This window comes from Flavobacterium sp. 2755, from assembly GCF_031455715.1.
In the GTDB taxonomy this organism is placed as follows: domain Bacteria; phylum Bacteroidota; class Bacteroidia; order Flavobacteriales; family Flavobacteriaceae; genus Flavobacterium.
On record NZ_JAVDTG010000001.1, the window covers coordinates 837,495 to 859,938 of the forward strand.

General features: G+C 33.0%; 22 protein-coding genes and 1 tRNA gene. 10 read left to right on the forward strand and 13 right to left on the reverse strand.

The annotated features are described in order from the left end of the window. The first annotated feature begins 153 nt into the window (after positions 1-153). The 8 genes from J2Y38_RS03560 (at position 154) to J2Y38_RS03595 (ending at position 7,284) form a co-directional block, all read left to right on the forward strand. A complete protein-coding gene (locus J2Y38_RS03560) occupies positions 154-669 on the forward strand; it encodes a hypothetical protein (protein WP_309839629.1) in 516 nt (171 codons plus the stop codon). A 219-nt stretch (positions 670-888) separates the two neighbouring features. After that, positions 889-1,389, forward strand: coding sequence for an RNA polymerase sigma factor (locus tag J2Y38_RS03565; protein WP_053474076.1), 501 nt, complete (start codon positions 889-891; stop codon positions 1,387-1,389). Positions 1,390-1,391: 2 nt separating this feature from the next. Next, positions 1,392-2,351, forward strand: a complete 960-nt coding sequence (locus J2Y38_RS03570) for a hypothetical protein (protein ID WP_309839633.1) — start codon at positions 1,392-1,394, stop codon at positions 2,349-2,351. 79 nt (positions 2,352-2,430) lie between these two features. Next, complete coding sequence (locus J2Y38_RS03575; RefSeq protein WP_309839635.1) at positions 2,431-4,503, forward strand: von Willebrand factor type A domain-containing protein; 2,073 nt, start codon at positions 2,431-2,433, stop codon at positions 4,501-4,503. A 38-nt stretch (positions 4,504-4,541) separates the two neighbouring features. Then, positions 4,542-5,243, forward strand: a complete 702-nt coding sequence (locus tag J2Y38_RS03580; RefSeq protein ID WP_309839637.1) for an SIMPL domain-containing protein — start codon at positions 4,542-4,544, stop codon at positions 5,241-5,243. 40 nt (positions 5,244-5,283) lie between these two features. Beyond that, positions 5,284-5,871, forward strand: a complete 588-nt coding sequence (locus tag J2Y38_RS03585; RefSeq protein ID WP_309839639.1) for a phospholipid scramblase-related protein — start codon at positions 5,284-5,286, stop codon at positions 5,869-5,871. Positions 5,872-5,983: 112 nt separating this feature from the next. Further along, positions 5,984-6,700, forward strand: a complete 717-nt coding sequence (locus J2Y38_RS03590) for a 3-ketoacyl-ACP reductase (RefSeq protein ID WP_309839640.1) — start codon at positions 5,984-5,986, stop codon at positions 6,698-6,700. A 74-nt stretch (positions 6,701-6,774) separates the two neighbouring features. Continuing rightward, on the forward strand, positions 6,775-7,284 hold the full coding sequence (locus J2Y38_RS03595) for a hypothetical protein (protein WP_309839642.1): 510 nt from the start codon (positions 6,775-6,777) through the stop codon (positions 7,282-7,284). Positions 7,285-7,441: 157 nt separating this feature from the next. Here the strand turns inward: J2Y38_RS03595 and mtaB are convergent, their stop codons facing one another. Beyond that, positions 7,442-8,776, reverse strand: coding sequence for a tRNA (N(6)-L-threonylcarbamoyladenosine(37)-C(2))-methylthiotransferase MtaB (mtaB, locus tag J2Y38_RS03600; RefSeq protein WP_053474036.1), 1,335 nt, complete (start codon positions 8,774-8,776; stop codon positions 7,442-7,444). A 499-nt stretch (positions 8,777-9,275) separates the two neighbouring features. Between mtaB and J2Y38_RS03605 the strand changes: the two genes are divergently transcribed. Beyond that, a complete protein-coding gene (locus J2Y38_RS03605; RefSeq protein WP_053474077.1) occupies positions 9,276-9,800 on the forward strand; it encodes a hypothetical protein in 525 nt (174 codons plus the stop codon). Between the two features lie 86 nt (positions 9,801-9,886). On the opposite strand, the gene J2Y38_RS03610 is transcribed toward J2Y38_RS03605, so the two are convergent. The 12 genes from J2Y38_RS03610 to hisS all read right to left on the reverse strand — a co-directional run bounded on the left by J2Y38_RS03610 (position 9,887) and on the right by hisS (position 21,015). Further along, entirely contained in the window at positions 9,887-10,414 is a 528-nt protein-coding gene (locus tag J2Y38_RS03610) for a GNAT family N-acetyltransferase (protein WP_309839645.1), read from the reverse strand. A gap of 7 nt (positions 10,415-10,421) precedes the next feature. Continuing rightward, positions 10,422-11,225 carry a Cof-type HAD-IIB family hydrolase gene (locus tag J2Y38_RS03615; protein ID WP_309839647.1) on the reverse strand — a complete coding sequence of 268 codons (804 nt, stop codon included), beginning with the start codon at positions 11,223-11,225 and terminating at the stop codon, positions 10,422-10,424. A gap of 99 nt (positions 11,226-11,324) precedes the next feature. Further along, positions 11,325-11,543, reverse strand: coding sequence for a putative signal transducing protein (locus tag J2Y38_RS03620; RefSeq protein ID WP_053474039.1), 219 nt, complete (start codon positions 11,541-11,543; stop codon positions 11,325-11,327). A 26-nt stretch (positions 11,544-11,569) separates the two neighbouring features. Continuing rightward, complete coding sequence (locus tag J2Y38_RS03625) at positions 11,570-12,385, reverse strand: alpha/beta fold hydrolase (RefSeq protein ID WP_309839650.1); 816 nt, start codon at positions 12,383-12,385, stop codon at positions 11,570-11,572. An 89-nt stretch (positions 12,386-12,474) separates the two neighbouring features. After that, the gene (locus J2Y38_RS03630; RefSeq protein ID WP_180859756.1) at positions 12,475-13,137 is read right to left on the reverse strand and encodes a DEAD/DEAH box helicase; all 663 of its coding nucleotides are present in this window, start codon (positions 13,135-13,137) and stop codon (positions 12,475-12,477) included. 44 nt (positions 13,138-13,181) lie between these two features. Then, positions 13,182-14,345, reverse strand: coding sequence for a sigma-54 dependent transcriptional regulator (locus tag J2Y38_RS03635; RefSeq protein WP_309839653.1), 1,164 nt, complete (start codon positions 14,343-14,345; stop codon positions 13,182-13,184). A 100-nt stretch (positions 14,346-14,445) separates the two neighbouring features. Then, positions 14,446-15,762 carry an ABC transporter permease gene (locus tag J2Y38_RS03640; protein WP_309839655.1) on the reverse strand — a complete coding sequence of 439 codons (1,317 nt, stop codon included), beginning with the start codon at positions 15,760-15,762 and terminating at the stop codon, positions 14,446-14,448. Between the two features lie 93 nt (positions 15,763-15,855). Continuing rightward, positions 15,856-16,785, reverse strand: a complete 930-nt coding sequence (locus J2Y38_RS03645) for an ATP-binding cassette domain-containing protein (protein ID WP_309839658.1) — start codon at positions 16,783-16,785, stop codon at positions 15,856-15,858. 163 nt (positions 16,786-16,948) lie between these two features. Continuing rightward, complete coding sequence (gene dnaJ / locus J2Y38_RS03650) at positions 16,949-18,058, reverse strand: molecular chaperone DnaJ (protein ID WP_309839660.1); 1,110 nt, start codon at positions 18,056-18,058, stop codon at positions 16,949-16,951. Positions 18,059-18,135: 77 nt separating this feature from the next. Beyond that, positions 18,136-18,714 carry a nucleotide exchange factor GrpE gene (locus J2Y38_RS03655; protein ID WP_309839661.1) on the reverse strand — a complete coding sequence of 193 codons (579 nt, stop codon included), beginning with the start codon at positions 18,712-18,714 and terminating at the stop codon, positions 18,136-18,138. Positions 18,715-19,182: 468 nt separating this feature from the next. After that, positions 19,183-19,253, reverse strand: a tRNA-Trp gene (locus J2Y38_RS03660). 334 nt (positions 19,254-19,587) lie between these two features. Then, complete coding sequence (gene hisS / locus J2Y38_RS03665) at positions 19,588-21,015, reverse strand: histidine--tRNA ligase (protein ID WP_309839664.1); 1,428 nt, start codon at positions 21,013-21,015, stop codon at positions 19,588-19,590. Positions 21,016-21,198: 183 nt separating this feature from the next. Here hisS and J2Y38_RS03670 point away from each other — a divergent pair, with 183 nt between their 5' ends. Beyond that, on the forward strand, positions 21,199-22,443 hold the full coding sequence (locus J2Y38_RS03670; protein WP_309839667.1) for an ABC transporter permease: 1,245 nt from the start codon (positions 21,199-21,201) through the stop codon (positions 22,441-22,443). Position 22,444 lies beyond the last annotated feature (1 nt).

The window sequence follows — 22,444 nt, forward strand, 5'->3', positions numbered from 1 at the left end:
ACGTAGAGGCGCACAGCAGTGCGTCTCCGCAAAGAATGTAAAAATAATTGATGGCAAAGATTGCGGATTTACGAGACGTTAGACGCACTGCTGTGCGTCTCTACAAAATGCAATCGTTAAAAAATATTAGGTTTATAAAACAATTCCAATTTTATGAAAAAAGTAATTCTTTCATTGATAATAATTCTTACTCTTTCGGCAGGTGGTTATTTATTTTATACCTTTAAAAGAAATAATAAAGAAAAGAAAAACTTAAGTACTTTAAGTATAGAAGAGTTAACCTCAAATGTGAAAAAAAATCACAAGACTTTATCTCCAAAAGATTTAGATCCAAAATCATTTATTCTTCTTTTTAAAGAAAAATACAATAAAAAGTCTCCGCTAAATTTTGTATCAATGCTTGGAGATTTTCCTGAAAACTGGGTACAGCCAAAAGATGTCGAATATCTAATTTCGGTTATGAATTCTAAAGAAAAATGCTGTGGATATATGAACTTATTTTCTTCAACTCTTTTAACTGAAGATGCTGAAGTTGGGGGTTTTGCAATAATTTTTTTAAACTCATATATCTCTCATACAAAAATTGATCTAGGTTCAAACAGTAATCCAAAAGTTGACAAGGAATCAATTAAGAAAATTGAAGATTGGTATCGAAATACAAAAAAATAAAAATTGACCTTATTTGATGTCATTTCGAATTTACGATACGTTACACGCACTGCTGTGAGTCTCTACATAAAACCTTTGTAACTTTGAAACTATGAACCTTTGAACCTGAAAAAAAAACTTTTTTTCAACCTCGTCCCAACCTTTTTATCTTTTTATCTCTCTTTATAATTAAAGACCAATATTGTGATAAACGAAACGCTAATTTCTAACTGCAAAAAAATGAACCGCGATGCGCAGCGTCAGGTTTATGAGCATATGGCTCCAAAATTGTATCGCGTTTGCAAACGATACCTCAAGAAGGAAGAAGAAATCGAAGAAGCCTTGGCCGACGCTTTCTATACCATATTTACAAAACTAGATCAGCTTAAGGAAGAAAAAGCCTTTGAAGCCTGGGCTAGAAAAATTGCCGTTAATTACTGTTTGGCTTCCATCAAGAAAAACACCAATTTCAACATGTATCTTGATGATGTAAAAATGCTTGCACAGCCATTTACAGAAGAAATGAACTCATTAGAAGAAGAAGACTTACTTAATTTATTAAACCATATTCCGGATGGCTGTAAAACTGTTTTTAACCTTTTTGTTATAGAAGGTTTTGGACATAAAGAAATTGCAGCAATGCTTAACATTTCCGAAGGCACTTCAAAATCACAATTGAATGCCGCGAAAACCAAGCTAAAGGAATTAGTAAATAAATTGTATTACCAAAAAGCAAAATAGTCATGGACAATCAAGATAAAATATTCAACAGATTTAAGGAAGCTGCAGATAATGCAGAACCCAAAGATTTTCCGGGAATGGAAAAAGTCTGGTCGCGTGTTGAAGACAAACTCGACAGAAAAGAAGATAAAAAAAGTATTGCGCTCTGGAAAAAAATCGCTGTCGCTGCTTCTCTTTTATTAGTAATTTCTTTAGGGTATCAGTTTTTAAAAACAGACAAAACGACTATTATTCAAACACCAGATAAAGTTGTGGTTAATGAAACTGAAAATGAAACAAATGAAAATTCAACTTTAGAAAAAAACAAAGCAGTAGTAGCGGCAGATTCTCAATTAGTTTCAAAAGAAGAAGCTTCTAAAATTCTGGAAAAACAAATTCAGCAACAGCAAAAAGTTGCAATACATGAAGTTATAGTTTCTCCAAATACAGATGCAATGTCAATGCCAATAGCTGACGAAGCTCCAGCCCCAGTTGTTGCAGAATCGTCATCCTATGAAGAAGACGCCGAAGTCTCAAAATCCAAAGATAAAATAGATGTAAGTTCCGGATATTCAAGAAAAATGGAGAAAGAAACTTTTAAAGCCTCTTCTGCAGAAATGCAATCTCAAAGAGCTAAAAAAAGTGCCCCTTTAGTTATCCTTAACGGTAATGCAATGGCTCACAGCGACGAGGTAAAAAAAGACAAAATGATGCAGGCTGAAATTACAAATCTACAGCCTGAAAACGTAGAATCTCTAGTTGTATTAGATGAACCTTTGTATATTATTGACGGAATCTACTATTCTGAAAATGATTTATTTGGAAATAATCCAACTAGTCCTTATGCGCCTTTAGATAAACAAGACATTAAAACAATCACCATTTTACAAGATCTTGAAGCCACATCAAAATATGGCGAAAAAGGAAAAAAAGGAGTTGTTATCATAACTACAAAAACAGGAAAACCGGCTTTAAAGAAATAGCCTAAACACAACAAATCTTAGTCAAAGTTTAAAGCTTTGACTAAGAAAAAATCCGAACATTAATTTAAAACTTACTATCATGAAAAGTCTAAAACTTATTTCATCAGCCATTGCTATGCTTATATGTTTCGTGTCAATGGCGCAGGAAAGAACGATTACAGGAATTGTTACAGATGCAAGTTCGATTGCGCTTCCGGGGGTTAATGTCTACATTCAAGGGACAAAAACATATGCTGCTACGGATTTTGATGGAAAATACAGCATTCAAGCTCAAAAAGGTGATGCTCTTGTTTTTTCTTATATCGGAATGAAGAGCCAAACAATTATTGTACAAGATTCAAATGTTATCAATGTTGTATTAAAAGACGAATCTAATCAGCTGCAGGAAGTTGTTACAGTGGCTTACGGAATTTCAAGAACTAAAAGAAAAGCTGCAAAACAATCAAAAAGCCAATATACGCCAGCTCCAAGTGTCACGGAATCTGTTTCTCCTAAAAATGAACCAATTTACATTGTTGACGGAGTTGCGATAAAAGCCGATCAAATGGCAAAAATTAATCCGAATGATATTGATGATGTAAAAGTTTTAAAAGAGGAATCGGCTACTTCAATTTACGGAATTAAAGCGGCAAATGGCGCAGTAGTTATTGCAACGAAAGACGGACTTTACAAAAATCTTTCAGAACAAGAATTAGACAAAAAATTAAATATTATCAGACAAAATCCTGCTCAGCCTACTCAGGAAGATTATGATGCTTTTATAGAAAATACTTTTGAAAGTCCAAAAATGGCTCCGCTTTCTACCTTTTCTATTGATGTAGATAATGCTTCTTATACCAATATCAGACGTTTTTTGAATAGTGGACAAAAAGTTCCAAAAGATGCTGTGCGTGTAGAAGAAATGGTAAACTTTTTTAAATACAATTATCCGCAGCCTAAAAATGAACATCCGTTTTCTATTAATACAGAAGTAAGCGATTCGCCTTGGAACTCACAAAATAAAATTCTGAAAATTGGTTTGCAGGGAAAAAACATTCCACTTGAAGATTTACCTTCTTCAAATCTTGTTTTCTTAATTGACGTTTCGGGTTCAATGGAAGACATGAATAAACTGCCTTTGCTAAAACAATCCATGAAAATATTGGTAAATGAATTACGCCCAAATGACAAAGTAGCAATTGTGGTTTATGCAGGAGCAGCCGGAATGGTTTTGCCTCCAACTTCTGGAAACGAGAAAAAAACAATAATTAAAGCGCTTGATAAATTAGAAGCCGGAGGAAGTACTGCAGGAGGTGCAGGAATTGAACTCGCGTATAAAATTGCAACAGAAAATTTTATTAAAAGCGGCAATAATCGTGTAATTCTGGCAACTGATGGCGATTTTAACGTAGGAAGTTCTTCCAATTCTGATATGGAACAACTAATTGAAGAGAAAAGAAAAACAGGCGTTTTCTTAACTTGTTTAGGTTACGGAATGGGGAATTACAAAGACAGTAAAATGGAAATCCTTGCGGATAAAGGAAACGGAAATTATGCCTACATCGATAATATTCAGGAAGCAAATCGTTTTTTAGGAAAAGAATTTAAAGGTTCGATGTTTGCGATTGCAAAAGATGTAAAAATTCAGATTGAATTCAATCCAAAACAAATTCAGGCGTACCGATTAATTGGTTATGAAAACAGAAAACTTCGTCCGGAAGATTTTAAAAATGATGCGATCGATGCAGGAGAATTAGGAAGTAACCATACCGTTACGGCTTTGTATGAAATTATTCCGGCTGGTGTAAAAAGTGATTATTTAAATGTTCAGCCTGATAATTTAAAATACACTCAAACCGAAACAAGTTCAAACAATTATAGCGGTGAACTGGCGACAATAAAATTCCGTTACAAAAAACCTGACGGCGATAAAAGTATTGAAATGGTTCAGATAATCAACAACAAATCGGTTAGTTTAGACAGAGCTAGTGATGATTTCAAATTCAGTACGGCTGTGGCTTGGTTTGGATTAAAACTAAGAGATTCAAAATTAATTTCTGATAAATCATCTGAAGCAATTGCGGAATTAGCACAACAAGGAATGTCATTCGACAAAGGAGGTTACAAAGCCGAATTTATTCGTCTTATTGAAACTTCTGAAGAATATAATTAATAAATATTTCTTTACATTTGAAATTCAATTTTAAAAACATGAAAAAACTATTTTTCTTTTTATTGATTCTTGCGTCTATAACTTCATTTTCTCAAACGAAAAATGAAAATGACAAACCATACATTGAAGTTTCAGGTCAGGCAGATACATTAGTAACACCAAATAAAATTTGGATAAATGTGTTATTAAATGAAAAAGATTCGAAAGGAAAAAAATCTGTAGAAGATCTTGAAAAAGAAATGATATCAAAATTAAAAGAGATTGGAATTGATATAGAAAAAAATCTTAGTGTAAGTGACATATCCAGTAATTACAAATATTATCTTTTAAAACAAAACGATATTTTCAAATCTAAATCTTACTCTATTTTAGTAAAAGACGCAGCATCAGCTTCTAAAGTATTTATAGGACTTGAAAAAATTGGTATTTCAAATGTTCGAATTGAAAAAATTGAAAATACTGATGAAAAAAGAATAAGTCTTTTAATTAATGGAAAAGCAATATTAAATGCTAAGCAAACCGCTGAAAGTTTTACTAAACCTTTAAATCAAAAGGTTGGAAACGCTATTCAAATAACCAACCTTGAGAACTTTTTAAATCAATTGTCTGGCAGGGTCGCAGGAGTTAATATTAAAACCTCAACCACTTTCTATTCTGAAGAACCGACAAACGAACCCAGCATAGAATTCGAAAAAATAAAAATATCAAGTTCTGTTCATGTCAGATTTCTTATCGAATAATTTAAGTCAAACATATACAAACCATTTCAAATAAAAATTCATGAATCCTATTTTAAGCCAAAATCTATTTTTAGTTAAAGAACATATCGGAATGTTTAAAGCTGCTAACAACTATGACATTTACGACCCTCAAACGAATCAAATAATTATGAACTGCCGAGAAAACAATCTTGGTTTCTTTACTAAAGTATTTCGTTTTACAGATTATAAAAGAGCGACACCTTTTAATGTTGAAATCACAACTGCTTCGGGCGAAAAATTAATTTCGGTAAAAAGAGGAATTGCAATATTCAGATCAACAGTTGAAGTTTTTGACGAAAAAGACAGATTAATTGGAACCTTCAAACAGAAATTTTTCTCATTTGGAGGAAGATTCGAAATCTTAGATAAAAATGAAAAACCTGTTGCAACATTACAAGGAAAATGGACAGGATGGGATTTTAAGTTTTCTCACGAAAATAAACAGCTTGCACAAGTAAGCAAGAAATGGGCCGGATTAGGAAAAGAGTTTTTTACAAGCGCAGATAATTATGTACTTCAAATTGAAGAAACTGTACCATCAGATAGTCCGCTTAGACAATTAATTCTTGCTGCCGTAATGTGCATTGACATGGTTTTGAAAGAATAAAAAAGTTGTTAAACTTAGATTAAGAAAACACCTAAAAGCATCATTTTAGTTGGCAAAAGCTTTATTTTTGTTAGACTTAAAATGATGCTTTTTGCATTTCTAAACATAAATCATGACAGACTTAAAAAATAAAAATGCGCTTATTACAGGCGCTGGTAAAGGAATTGGTAAAGCGATCGCCATTGCTTTGGCAAAAGAAGGCGTAAATGTAATTCTTGTTGCCAGAACGCAAGCCGATGTGGATCAATTAGCCGCTGAAGTAAATCAATTTGGCGTAAAATCTTTAGCTTTATCTGCAGATGTTTCTGATATCAATTCTGTAAATACTGCCGTTGAAAAAGCTTTAGCCGAATTTAAAACTATTGATATCCTGATTAATAATGCCGGAATTGGTGCTTTTGGAAAATTTCTGGAATTAGAACCTGCCGACTGGGAAAGAATTATTCAGGTAAATTTAATGGGAACGTATTATACAACCCGCGCTGTTATTCCGCAAATGATCGAAAGACAAACGGGTGATATTATTAATATTTCTTCAACAGCAGGATTAAACGGAAATGCTGTAACAAGTGCTTACAGTGCGTCAAAATTTGCTGTTATGGGTTTAACAGATTCTTTAATGCAGGAAATGAGAAAACACAATATTCGTGTTACCGCTTTAACGCCAAGCACAGTGGCAACAGATTTAGCAATCGATTTAAAATTAACGGATGGAAATCCAGAAAAAGTAATGCAGTCTGAAGATGTTGCTGAACTGATTATTGCACAGCTTAAATTAAACCGCAGAGTTTTTATTAAAAACAGCAGTATTTGGTCTACTAATCCATAAAAAACATTTCTCTGACAACTTTGTCAAAGTTTTAAACTTTGACAAAGTTCCTAACAGCCTTAACATAAAATCAAATGGAACAATATTTAAGACAATTAATTGCGATAGAATTTCAGGATAAAAAAGAAATTTTTACCGGGTTTCTTATTGATTATTCTGATGACTGGATTTTACTTCGAAATAATCCGGTTGATTATATTTTGGATGGCTTTGTTATTTTAAAGAATAAAAATATCGAAGCCATTCACAGGGATGAAGACCTCGTTTTTACCGAAAAAGTTATTCGCCTAAAAGGAATAAATATTAATACAGAAGATATTATTCCGATTCAGGATCTGAATGCTATTGTAAATTTTCTTGATAGAAAGTATACCATTTTTCAGATTGCTAAAAAATCTTCAAAAGCGGTCTATTTGGGTAAATTGATTTCTCTTACAGAAGATGAACTATTAATTGATTTCCTTGAAACAAAAGGCAAATTTGGCGGTGAATTAGCTTTTAATCCTGAAAAAATCAGAGTTATTGAATTTGATACAGATTATATTAATTCTTTGAAATTGGTGATTCCTGAGAATCAGAAGTAGATTTTTTTGATACAATAAAAAAGCCCTTTTTAAAAGGGCTTTTTTATTTTCTGTCATTGCGAGGAACGAAGCAATCACACGCTGTATATCTCTTGTGCTTATGTTAGTGCGGTTGCTTCGTTCCTCGCAATGACAATACTTTGTCTATATATTTTTTTTAAGCTTCTGCCAATTTGTTTACAAACTCCAAACGAACACTTCCATCTTCATCAATTTTTGTCAAATTGATTTCATGTAAAGTATTAATCAGTTCCGGATTCCATGGTGTTTTTACTTTTACGTAGTTTTCTGTAAAACCGTGAATGTAACCTTCTTTATTTTCACTTTCGAATAAAACTGTTCTGTTTGTTCCGATTTGACTTTCGTAGAAAGCACGACGTTTTTTAACCGATAATCCGCGTAGCATTTTACTTCGTTTTGCTCTTACATTCGCAGGAACAACTCCCGGCATATCTGCAGCTTCAGTATTATCTCTTTCAGAATACGTAAAAACGTGTAGATAAGAAATATCCATTTCGTTTAAGAAATGATACGTTTCTAAGAAATGTTCGTCTGTTTCTCCAGGAAAACCAACAATTACATCAACACCAATACAGGCGTGCGGCATAACTTCACGAATTTTATTTACACGATCTGTATAAACTTCTCTTAAATAACGACGTTTCATTAATTTTAAAATATCGTTGCTTCCTGATTGCAGCGGAATATGAAAATGCGGTACAAAAGTTCGGCTTTTTGAAACGAAATCAATGGTTTCATTTTTCAATAAGTTTGGTTCAATAGAGGAAATACGAAGACGTTCAATTCCGTCAACTTCATCTAAAGCTTTCACTAAATCAAGAAAAGTATGTTCGTGTTTTTTATTTCCGAATTCGCCTTTTCCGTAATCTCCAATATTAACTCCGGTTAAAACAATTTCCCTGATATTTTGAGCCGAAATTTCTTTGGCATTTTTTAAGACATTTTCTAAAGCGTCACTTCTTGAAATTCCGCGCGCTAACGGAATGGTACAATAGGTACATTTATAATCGCAGCCGTCCTGAACTTTCAAAAAGGCACGGGTACGATCACCAATAGAGTAACTTCCCACATAAAAATCAGCTTCGGCAATTTCGCAGGAATGAACTTCACCCATATCATTTTTGCTCAAATCATGAATATAATCTGTGATTTTAAATTTTTCAGTAGCTCCCAGAACTAAATCAACGCCGTCAACGGCAGCTAATTCTTCTGGTTTTAATTGTGCATAACATCCAACTGCTGCAACAAAAGCCTTATCATTAAGTTTCATTGCCTTTTTTACAACCTGCTTAAACTGCTTATCTGCATTTTCTGTTACAGAACAGGTATTGATAACATATATATCTGCAATTTCTTCAAAATCGACACGATCAAAACCTTCATCATTAAAGTTTCGGGCAATTGTAGAGGTTTCTGAGAAATTCAATTTGCAGCCAAGCGTATAAAAAGCAACTTTTTTTCTATTTTCCATAGGAATGCACTACATTTATAGTAGTAAGATATTATATTTACATCTCTATTAAAGAGTTTGCAAATTTACATACAATATTCTTGAAAATAAAATCAATAATGTACTATATATCAATATTTTGCATAAAGCATCAATTTTAAAACGCATTAAAAAATCAAATAATAAATCAATTATTTCTTAAATTTTGTATTTTAGGAGATGATAAATTTTGATTCAATAAGAATAAAATGACAAAATTATCGATTAAGTGCAAATTTTATCGATTAAATACATTTTTTTGTCTTTTAAATTAAAATTTTCTTACATTTAACTTTGTTTAGAAAATTTCAGTCTTATATTGAGTTTTTATAGATTTTAAACTTTAATATTAATATAATAACAATTCATATAAAACAATTTTGATTTTCAATCGTTATGTTGTTGTTTTGTTATTAAAAAAAGAATGGGAACGCCGAAAACCATAAAGAGTAGGCAAAAATTAAAAATTAAAAACTCCACTATGAAAGCATTTTTACCCACGATCTGCTTGATGTTCTTGACCATTTTTAGTTCGCAAGCGCAAACTAATGCCCCAGCTGCAAATGCAAACCCATTTCCATCTATTAGTACTTTAACAAATTGGGCGAGTTTAAACTCTCAATCACAATTTGATATTGCAATTCGTGCGGTTGGATTTAAATTTGAAGTAAAGGAGCCAAGTACAGAATCTACAGCTTACACTTATATTCGTAAAGTAACTGTAAATGAAGTAAACTATACAGATAGAATTGTTTACAGAATTACTAATAATAATTCTGCAAGTATTATCTCTTTAGTTACTGCTTCTACAGATTTAGTAAGTTTATATACTCCACAATTAGCAACATTCAAAAACAACAATTGCAAAACTGAAATGTCTAAAGACAAAAACACAACTTGCAGCTGTTACGAAAGTGCCGTTTATGCAATTGATCTTTGCGACGAGCGTGTAAAACTTACAATGGGTGACGGAAATAAATATTTTGTTTCTGTAGCTAAAAAATAATTCCAAGAAATTACGTTTTCCAAATCTTTGCAGACTTTCATAGTTTTCAAAGATTTGGAGGAACGATTTCTTAAAACACAATTTCTTTATAAGTTTGGATTTTTGAGTTCGTACCAAACTTCTATTTCTCCTTCATATTCGAAGGAATTCACAAAATGGAAACCTAGTTTTTCTAAAATCTTTCTGGAATTTTCATTTCCCGCATCCGCGAAAGCGTAAAGATTTTCTACTTTCATTTCGTTAAAAGCATAATCAATAAAAGCTTTTCCAGCTTCTGAAGCGTATCCTTTTCCCCAATGTTTTTCAATAAAACGATATCCTAACTCGTAAAAGTTTTTATGATTATTGATTTCGTCCGTAATATACTTTATTCCTGACCAGCCAATAAATTCATTGGTTTCTTTTAAAACAACAGCCCAGCGGCCTGTTCCAAAATCTTTGTATTGCTTTTGAACAAATTTGATATAATCAATACTTTCTTCAATATGTTTTACGGGATTATTTCCTAAAAACAAATGCACATTCGGATTCGAATCCAATTCGAACATTCCTTCTGCATCAGAAAGTTCTAATTCCCGTAATATCAAACGTTCTGTTTCGATTGGATTTTTCATCTCAAAATTAATTTAAAATATATTTCTGTACTACTTCGGCAACGCCGTCATTGTTATTTGAAGATACAATTAAATTTGCTTTATCGCGCAATTCTGGCGTAACATTATCAACCCAAACGCCTAAACCTGCATATTCGATCATTGTTAAGTCATTTCCGGCATTTCCAACAGCGATAATTTCACTTTGATGAATTCTGAGTTTATTTGCTAATTGTTTTAAACTTGCAGCTTTATCAATTCCGTTTTGCGCTGCTTCAAGGAAAAATGGTTTAGACATCGAAACGCTTAAATGCGGCATTGCAGCTAATAAATCTTTTTCGACTTCTTTTAAATAAGCAGGATTTTCAAGTAAAATACATTTTACAGCAGGTCTGTCAACATAATCTTTAAAACTCGAAACTTTACGGTGCGCCATTCCGGTAATATCTTTTTCAATCTCGATATATTCAGAATCGGTTTCACTTATAATTTCATCATCTAAATACGTTATAATGTGCGTTTTCATTTTTACACTATAATCATATAAAGCGTGGATTTGTTCTACAGTAAGTTTCTGTTCAAATAAAACAAGATCATCTTTCACCTGGCTGATAATTGCGCCGTTAAATGAAATCATATAAGAATCATTCAAATCCAGTTCCAGCTCTTTTGCATAAGCAATCATTGCCGATGTTGGCCTTCCAGAAGCCAAAACAACATAAACGCCTTTTGCCTGTGCTTCTAATAAAACTTTTTTATTTAAATCTGAAATTTTGTGATCGTCTGTCAACAAGGTATCATCCATGTCGAGAACTAACATTTTGTATTGCATTTTTTTTAGTTTGCAGTTTGCAGTCGCAGTATTCAGTCGCAGTCTCAGTAAACAGTTTTACACTGAAAACTGAGACTGCGACTGAATACTGAAAACTTTTTAAATACTCATTCTAAATTCTTCAATAACCGGATTTGCTTTTGCAAAATCTGTTTCCTGAATGAAAACCTCAACGGCCAAATCTGTACCGCCAAAACCTCCTAAACGAGCTGATTGAATATTATCTTTTTTTACAGTTTCTACACCGGCTTCTTCTAATCTTTCCTGCAAAGCAATTGCTAATACTTCACTTCCTGAAAACACCTTCATTAATCCCATGACATTTTATTTTATTAATTATTAATCTATTCTAGTATTGTTTTTAATTGATTTTGAAAATCTTCATTTTCATTTACTCCAATATGTTCCTGATTTTTTAATGGATAAAAAACAGCATTTGACTTCAAAAGTTTCTTTAACCGAACTGAATTCTCAAAAGGAATTAATTGGTCTGCAGTTCCATGAAAAATATAAATTGGAGCTTTTATCTGCGGAAGATAAACATTGGTTTCTAAACTAAACTTTTTCATAAAGTCCGGAAACATTGGCACTCGCTTACTTGACAATTCTAAAAAATTATAATACGGCGCCTGCAGCAGTAAAGCATTTGGTTTATTTTCCAAAGCTAATTTAGCCGCAAATCCGGAACCTATCGAATATCCGGCAATTATGATTTTATCTTCTGGATATCTTTTCGTCATTGACTGATACACAATTGAAATATCTTTTGACAATTGTTCTTCATTTTCGATTTCGCCTTCGCTTTTTCCGAAACTTCTGTAATCTAAAATAAAAATATCGTGTCCTAATGAAGTATATACTTTTGCAATTTTACCCCAGGTTTCAAGCGTTCCGGCATTTCCATGAAGATAAAAAATCAGTCCTTTAGAATTTTCAGCCTTAAATAATAATCCGTTAAGAATAGTTCCGTCAAATGATTTGATGTTTATCTCTTCGAATTTTTGCTGATAATCAAACTTGTAATCTTTTGGCAATCTTGAACTATGAAAAACTAATTCAACCTGATTAAAATAAACATAAGAAATTATCAAAATATAAATAATTAGAAAAAAGCACAAAAGTACGATTGACAGGAATTTAAGTGTTTTGAATATTTCCATATATAATTATTTAGTTTTGAGTCGCAGTTTCAGTTTTCAGTGAAGCTTGTAAACTGAGACTGAAAACTGAGACTGAAAACTGCGCCTTTTTACTCTTCCTCAATATCGTCTTCTTCTTCATCCAATTCCTCCTCGCCTTCTTCATCCATATCAAATAAATATGGTTCTAATAACATTTTATCTGCCAAAATTTCGATACGTTCTGTCAAAGTTTCAGCAAAAATTAAACGCTGTGTTTTGGCAATGCTGTTAGAAATACGCATTATTTTAGTTTCATGACGCAATTTCAAAATAGGATCTGCATCATCAAGGATAAACATTTTCAAACGGTTTACATTATAACCCGCTGTCGAAAACATATCGCTCAATTTGTTTGGCGTTCCAATTAAAACATCAATTCCTGTAGAAACGTAATTTTTGTCATAATCCATATCGCCTTTGTCATGAACACCATACACTTCGAGATTCGTATATTTTCCGTATTTCTCAAAAAGCTCTTCCATTTCAAGCACTTTTGCTTTGTCTTCAACAATAATCAAAGCACGTGGCGATTCTTCATTTTTTCCAGCTAATTGCTGAATCACATTTAAAACAATCGTAGTTGTTTTTCCGCTTTTCTCCGGAGAAATAATAATACAATCCGCACCACTTTTTATGGTCGAAAAAGTTTCCAGCTGCAAAACATTTGCTTCTGTTAAACCATTTTCAATTAATCCGTCTTGTAATTTCTCGTTTATTTTTTTTAGTTTCATGCTTAATTTTAGATTTATGATTTTAGAATTTAGATTCTAAATCATTATTTACTGGCGAACATTTTTACGTCGCCTTCAGAGATTTCGCTTCCTCCTAAAATGATTAATCTTTCGACAACATTTCTAAGTTCGCGAATATTTCCTGTCCAGTCGTATTCCTGTAATAATTGTATGGCTTGCGCCGAAAATACCTTAATCGAATTTCCTTGTTCTGATGCAATTTTTTCTGCAAAATGTTTGATCAAAGCCGGAATATCGTCGCGTCTTTCATTTAATGGCGGAACTTTTATCAAGATAACAGCCAAACGATGGTATAAATCTTCACGAAAACGCCCTTCGGCAATTTCTGTTTTTAAATCTTTATTTGTTGCGGCAACCACACGAACATCAACTTTAATGTCTTTATCGGCACCAACTCTCGTAATCATACTTTCCTGAAGCGCACGTAAAACTTTGGCTTGCGCCGAAAGGCTCATATCTCCAATTTCATCTAAGAAAATAGTTCCTTTATCTGCCGCTTCAAATTTTCCTGCACGATCCTTAACTGCCGATGTAAAAGCACCTTTTACGTGTCCGAATAATTCACTTTCGATCAATTCACTCGGAATCGCTGCACAGTTTACTTCAATTAAAGGGAAATTAGCACGTTCGCTTTTTTCGTGTAATTGATGCGCTACTAATTCTTTTCCGGTTCCGTTTGGCCCCGTAATCAAAACTCTGGCTTCGGTTTGAGCAACTTTATCAATCATCACTTTAATATGATTAATAGATTCGCTGTCGCCAATCATTTCGTAATTTTTGCTGACTTTTTTCTTTAGAATTTTATTCTCAACAACTAATTGTTTTTTGTCTAAAGCATTACGAACGGTATTCAATAAACGGTTTAAATCTGGTGGTTTTGAGATATAATCAAAAGCACCCAAACGCATAGTATGAATTGCGGTTTCCATATCGCCATGACCTGAAATCATAACCATCGGAATTTCCGGTTTTATCTTTTTTACTTCTTCTAAAACCTCAACACCGTCCAGTTTTGGCATTTTGATATCGCACAAAACCAAATCGTAATCGTTGTTTTTTATTTTTTCAAGACCCGCAGCCCCATCTTCAGCTTCATCAACCTGATAGGTATCATTTTCTTCTGATAATATTTTTACCAAAACTCTTCTAATCGCTGCTTCGTCTTCGATAATTAGTATTTTACTCATTCTTTTTTAAGATACTAAGATGCTAAGACTCTGAGATTCTGAGTTTTTTTTCAGCTAAAATCTTAGCATCTCAGAAACTTAGAAACTTAGAATCTCTAAGTTAATATTTAAGCCATTTATACAATTCCTTCCACGTTGGTTTTTTGCCGTACATTAAAATACCAACACGGTAAATTTTTGCAGCGAACCAAACAACAAGGAAAAAGGTAGCAAACAATAATGATACCGAAATTGCGATTTGCCACCACGGCACGCCAAACGGAATACGCATTAACATAACTATTGGCGAGGTAAGCGGAATCATAGAGAATACAACAGCAACAGTTCCGTGTGGATCGTTTACAACCGTAAAAAATCCGATGTAGACACTTAGAATTAACGGCATTAATATTGGCAGTAAAAATTGCTGAGAATCGGTTTGATTGTCAACAGCTGCTCCAATTGCCGCATAAAATGAACTGTATAAAAAATAGCCTCCAATAAAATAAATTACGAAACCGATTAGAATGCTTGGAATGGGTAAATTCCATGCTTCTCTTAATCCCATTTGTATTATCCCAGAAAAATTATGATCTACTGATTGCATTAATACGGGTGGAATATTTGATCCTGGCCCAATATTTACACCAAAAAATGCCGAAGCCGCAAACATTAATCCCAAACCAATAATCGCCCAAATTATAAATTGTAAAATTCCTGCCAATGATGTTCCAACAATTTTACCAATCATTAACTGAAATGGCTTTACAGATGAAATAATGATCTCGATAATACGGTTTGTCTTTTCTTCGATTACGCTTCTCATTACCATATTTCCGTAAATGATGATAAACATCATAATCAAATAACCAAATGCACCGCCTATTGCAATTTTTATTTCATTTAATCCTTTTAAACTTTCTTCTCCCGAAGCTTTAACCAAATGAATATTAACCTCTGATTGTGCTTTTTGAATTGCCAGCGTATCTAGTTTTGCTTCTTCGAGATTTAGTTTGGTAATTTTTGTTCCGATAATTTTCTGCGTACCTTCTATAAAAGAAATACTTGGACTATTATTCGAAATAAACTCAATTTTACTTTCTAAATCTTTTGTTTTATTTGTTTTTGGAATAACAATTAATCCACTGAAATTTTCTTTTGTAATGCTGTCTTTCAAAGCTTTTACATCAATTTCAGATAAATTCAGATATTTGAATTCGGCACCTTTTTTATTTTCTTTTAAAAAATCGGCAGCAAAAAGTCCGGTTTCATCATGAATTGCAATACGTTTTGTTTCGGCTTTCATTGTGCTCAAATAACCTATAAAAACGGCTATCGCAACAAACAAAAGCGGACTCAAAAAAGTCATGACAACAAAAGATTTATTGCGGACTTTGGCAATAAATTCTCTTTTTATAATTAATGAAATAATACTCATTTCTTGATTTTAGATTTTAGATTTTAGATTTTAGATTGTTGACTTTAGATTTTTAGATTTTAGGCCTTCACTCTAAAATCTAAAATTTGAAATCTAAACTTTATTCTCTGTAACTGTTTGAATAAAAATATCGTGTACACTTGGAATTTTTTCTACGAAATGTGTTACTTGCCCACGTTGTGTCAAGACATTTAATAATTCATTTGGCGCTGCATTTCCTATTTGGATATTTAATTTTAAATCGTCATTTAAAGATTTAAAATTCGCAGGTGAAACGGTAAACTTTTGTGTAATGTCGTACATCAAACCTTCAACATTGTTTGTCAGGATTCCCACTTCAAAACTGTTAGTTTTAAACTGACGTTTTACATCGCCCACGTTTCCTTCAATCAGTTTATTTGATTTGTGAATTAAAGCAATATGATCGCACAGTTCTTCTACACTTTCCATTCTGTGTGTCGAGAAAATAATAGTTGCTCCCTGCTCTTTTAATGCCAAAATTTCATCTTTTATAACATTGGCATTTACAGGATCGAAACCTGAAAAAGGCTCATCAAAAATTAACAATTTTGGTTTATGTAAAACACAAACTACAAACTGAATTTTCTGTGCCATTCCTTTAGAAAGTTCCTGAATTTTTTTATTCCACCAGCCTTGAATTCCTAAACGGTCAAACCAATAATCCAATTGTTTTTTGGCTTCGGTTTTAGATAGTCCTTTCATTTGTGCGAGATACAAACATTGTTCTCCCACTTTCATCGAGCTGTATAACCCTCTTTCTTCCGGAAGATAACCAATTGTCTGTACGTGTTTTGGATGCAGTTTTTCTCCATCAAGAATTATTTCGCCGCTATCTGGCATTGTAATTTGATTGATGATTCTGATTAAGGAAGTTTTTCCAGCTCCATTCGGACCTAAAAGTCCATATATACTGCCTTTTGGCACATTTAATGAAACTTCGTTAAGCGCTACATAATCGCCATATTGTTTTACGACTTTATGTACTTCGAGTAAGTTGCTCATTTTGTTTTTTTGGATTTTCTTGTGCTGGCTTTTGACATTTTTGCCAACAGTCTGTAAAAGTAAATAATTACTAGCGAATCTGCATAATAATACGCAAAAAACCCATTCTATTTATGTTTAGAATGGGTTTTGAATTTATTTAAACATTTAGAAAAAGTTTAGATTATGAGAACATATCTTTTACTTTTTCAAAAAATGATTTCTCTGATTTTTCAGGACTTGGTATAAAATGTTCGTCATTTAAAGCATTTTCAAAGAATTGTTTTTGTTCTTTGTTTAATGTTTTTGGTGTCCAAACATTTACGTGAACCAATAAATCTCCGCTTCCGTAACCGTTTAAACTTGGAATTCCTTTTCCTTTTAATCTTAAGATTTTTCCAGATTGAATTCCTTCTTCCAGTTTAATACGCACTTTTCCGTTAATTGCTTCAATATCTTTTGAAACTCCTAAAACTGCCTCAGGGAAACTGATGTACAAATCAAAATGTATATTTTCACCTTCACGTTTTAAGAATTCGTGTTCTACTTCTTCAATGGCAACAATTAAATCTCCCGGAATACTATTTCCTGGCGCATCGTTTCCTTTGTTTGAAACTTTCAACTGCATTCCGTCAGTAACTCCTGCCGGGATTTTGATTGATACAGTTTCATCTTCCTGAACCATTCCTTGTGCATCTGCCTCAGAAGGTCTTTTATCTAAAATTTGACCAGAACCACCACAAGTAGGACATGTTGATGCTGACTGCATTCTTCCTAAAATGGTATTGGTTACACGCATTACCTGACCTTGACCGTTACAAGTCGTACAAGTTTTATACGTTACACCTTTTGCCTGAACTTTACGTTTTACTTTTACTTTTTTCTCAACACCATTTGCAATTTCTTCTAAAGTAAGTTTTACTTTAATTCGAAGATTGCTTCCTTTAGCGCGACGAGGACCTCCGCCTCCGCCTCCGAAACCGCCAAATCCGCCTCCAAAAATGTCACCAAACTGGCTGAAAATGTCATCCATATTCATACCGCCGTGACCACCGCCAAATCCGCCAGAACCATCAAATGCCTGATGTCCGTACTGATCGTATTTCGCTTTTTTCTGTGGATCGCTTAAAACTTCATAAGCTTCAGCTGCTAATTTAAAGTTTTCTTCTGCCTCTTTGTCGCCTGGATTTTTATCAGGGTGGTATTTAAGCGCACTTTTTCTATATGCTTTTTTTATTTCGGCAGCGTCAGCATTTTTTGAAATGCCTAGTATTTCGTAAAAATCTTTTTTCATAATTAGGTTAAATTCCAAATCCTAAAATTCCAAATCCCAATTTAAAAACTGGTACTTAAAAATTCTGTTTGCATTTTTTAGTTTCCGATTACTACTTTAGGGAAACGAATAATTTTGTCTCCTAATTTGTATCCTTTTTCAATAACATCAACAATTTTCCCTTTTAATTTATCAGACGGAGCTGGAATTTGGGTAATTGCCTCAGCAAAATCAGCATTAAAAGCATCACCTGCTCTTACTTCAACTTGCTCTAAACCTTTAGAAACTAAAGTACTTTTAAGCTTTTCATGAATCAACTCCACTCCTTTTGTTAAGGTTTCGTCTTCAGATTTGTTGATTTCTACCATTGCTCTGTCAAAATCATCTAAAACAGGAAGCATTGCTAACAAAACTTCTTGATTTGCTGTTTTAAACAAGTCAATACGCTCTTTTGAAGTTCTTTTTTTGTAATTTTCAAATTCGGCAAATAATCTCAAAAACTTATCTTTTTCCTTTGCCAAGTCTTGAGCTAATTGCTCTTCAACACTTAATTCTTCAACAATTAACTGCTCACCGTTGGCATTGTTCTCTAACGTTACATCGTCTAATTCCTGATCGAATTCTGTATTTTCAGTAGTCATATTACTTTTATTTTTAAAAATATTCTTAAACTTCATTTTTATTTCTTTCTGTTGGATTGCAAAAGTACTGCCAAATCTTCTAAAATGTCAAATTGTCACTTTATTAAATATGAGTGTTTTAAAAAGCGAAAATAGACAATAAAAATTTATTATAATTTTAAGACTATTACGATTTAGTTTGTCGTATCTTTGGTATCCAAATTGGGAACAAAAATTTATTACCTATCAAAATTGAATTTAAGGGTTGGCTAAGGCCTCTAAATAATTATTAATTCAAGTTTACCTTATATTAAAAAAAGCTTCGCCTTTATAGAGACGAAGCTTTTTTTTATGCCTTTTTTATCTTGAAAAAATAGCGCAAAGAACGCTAAGTTTTTTTTACTCTTAAGCTTTTTAAAAAAGCCAAAGTTCGCAAAGCTTGTATCGATCTAGCTTTGCGAACTTTGGCTTTTTTTGATAGTATCTTAGATAAAATCCTTGCGTCCTTTGCGGTAAAAAATATTGCACGGGCGGAGGGATTCGAACCCCCATCAACGGTTTTGGAGACCGCTATTCTACCCTTGAACTACGCCCGTAACTTAAGGTGGGCAAATTAAAAGTTTTTTTTCTTCATCAGCAACTATTTCATGGATAGATTTTAAAAGAAAATCCTTTAAACCTATGTACTCAGCGACAAAAACCTACGTTCCAAATAGTTAACCCAACAAAGTTTTTTTCAATCCTTCGAAATTTATTCGCTTGTCACTAAAAAATTTATTTCACGCAGATTTTAAAAAGATTTAGGCAGATTTTAGCAAATTTATTTAATATAAAAATCAAATTAAATCTGCTAAAATCTGCCCAATCTGCGTGAAATAAAAAATCTTTTTAATCTGTGTAATCTGTGGCAAAAAACTTCGCTTCAAATAGTTATCCTAACAAAGCATTTTTCAATCCTTCGAAATCAACCGAAACCTGTTCACCTGTCACTAAATTCTTTAAGGCGTAAGAGTTTAAAGCAATTTCCTGATCACCGGCAATTACTGCAAACGGAATCAGACGTTTATCTGCATATTGAAATTGTTTTCCAACTTTTACATTATCCGGATACAACTCTACTTTTATATTTTCCTGTCTTAATTTCTGAATGGCTTTTGAAGCATACAAAGCTTCTTTATCTCCGTAATTGATAAATATTGCTTTTGAAGTCGCCGCAACAGTTTCCGGAAACAATTGTAATTCTTCTAAAACCAAGTAAATTCTATCTAATCCAAAAGAGATTCCGACACCGCTCATATTTTTTAAACCAAAAATACCAGTCAAATCGTCGTATCTTCCGCCTCCGCCAATAGAACCCATTGAAACCGTTTTTGGCGCTCCAACTTCAAAAATAGCTCCGGTATAATAATTTAATCCGCGTGCCAAAGTCACATCAAGATCTAAAATTGCGCTTGACAATCCTAAAACTGCAACATTGTCACAAATAAATTTCAATTCTTCAACACCTTTCATTCCTTCTTCTGATGAAGCTAACAATTCTGAAAGCTGCTTAATTTTATCTGCAAAAGTTCCAGTAAAACTAAAAAGTGGCTGTACTTTTACCAACGCTGTTTCAGAAATACCTTTTTCGATCATTTCTTTTTTTACGCCGTCTTCTCCAATTTTATCTAATTTATCAAGAGCAACCGTAAAATCAATTAATTTATCTGAAGCACCAATAACTTCGGCTATTCCAGATAATATTTTTCTGTTGTTAATTTTGATTGTTACGCCTTCTAAACCTAAAGATGTAAAAACGGTATCGTACAACTGAACCAATTCTACTTCCTGCCAAAGTGAAGTTGACCCCACAACATCGGCATCACATTGATAGAATTCTCTATAGCGTCCTCTTTGCGGTCTGTCAGCTCTCCAAACTGGTTGAATCTGGTATCTTTTAAAAGGAAATTCAATTTCGTTTTGGTGTTGTACAACGTATCTTGCAAACGGAACTGTTAAGTCGTAACGCAATGCTTTTTCTGAAATTCTTCCAGTAAATTTATTCAGTTCGATTCTTTGACTTAAATCAATTGTTTCGGCTGAATTAACCTGAAGTGATTCTATAGATTCCGGTAATTCAATTTTATTTTTATTGAAGAAAAAGTTACCTGAATTCAGGATTTTAAAAATCAAACGATCTCCTTCTTCCCCATATTTTCCCATCAAAGTATCTGAATTTTCAAACGAAGGAGTTTCTATCGGTTGAAAACCAAATTTTTCAAAATTAGTTTTTATCGTCTGAATAATATATTGACGTTTTGACACCTCGGCAGGCGAAAAATCTCTTGTTCCTTGTGGAATACTTGGTTTTGAAGCCATCTTTTTTATTTTAGATTTCTTATTTTAGATTTTAGATTTATTGTGAAATCTAAAAACCTAAAATTCTTTGATATTATTTTCTTTTAATTTTAATCGACTGCAAATATCTTACTTTTTAAAATAAATAATAGCGGTTAGAAAACAAACTTGTAACAAAAACCGTATTTTCGTGACAAATTGGTCATGATGCTAAAATTATTTAAAGAAAATATCCGAATTGCTTTTGGTTCTATCAAAACTCAATTGCTGCGAACCATTCTTACTGTTTTAATTATTGCTATCGGAATTACCGCTTTGGTTGGAATTTTAACTGTTGTAACGGCACTTGAAAATACAGTTTCGACCAATTTTGCTTCGATGGGAGCCAATACTTTTAACATCAATCAATATGAAAATACGGTTCGTAACCGCGGTGGAAACGAACGAGAAATCATAAATCCAATTATTTCTTATCCAGAAGCGGTTGCTTTTAAAAACAAATACAAATATCCTTTTACCGAAACTTCTCTTTCGTTTACAGCAACATCAAAAGCCGAAGTAAAATATTTAGATACCAAAACAGATCCTGAAATTACGGTTGTGGGTGTTGATGAACATTTTATTTCAAACTCAGGTTTAGAAACTACTTTAGGACGTTCTTTTAATCAGTTTGATATTGATAACAATACTTATTCCTGCGTTGTAGGTTCTGATTTTGAAAAAGGTTTATTAAAAGATGTGAACCCAATTGACAAAGTAATTTCAATTCGCGGTGCACGTTTTAAAGTTATCGGGGTTTTAAAAGAAAAAGGTTCAACATTTGGAAACAGTCAGGATTTACGCGTTTTAATTCCTATTCAGGTCGCGCGTTCTTTATTTACTGCACCCAACATTAATTACACTGTCAGTGTGATGGTTTCTAAAAAAGAACTTTTAGACGAAGCCGTTGATAATGCAACAAGTACAATGCGAAGAGTTCGAAAACTAAGTCCGGTTCGTGATAACAATTTTGGTATTGGCCGAAGCGATGATTTAATCAACAGAATTTTAGGAATCACAAAATACTTAGGCTGGGCATCGTGGATTATTTCTGTTATCACTATTTTAGGTTCATCAATCGCTTTAATGAACATTATGATTGTTTCGGTTACAGAACGTACCCGCGAAATTGGTGTTCGAAAAGCTTTGGGCGCAACTAAAGTTACAATCTCAGTTCAGTTTTTTATTGAAACTTTATTAATTGGACAAATTGGCGGTTTGGTCGGAATTGTGCTAGGAATTCTAATCGGTTTCGCTTTTGCAGCCGCAATGAGTTTTGCTTTTGTGATTCCGTGGATGGCAATTTTTGCCGCTTTTGGAACCAGTTTTATGGTTGCCATTGTTTCCGGTTTATATCCTGCAATTAAAGCTTCGCAATTAGACCCTATTGAGGCTTTACGATATGAGTAAT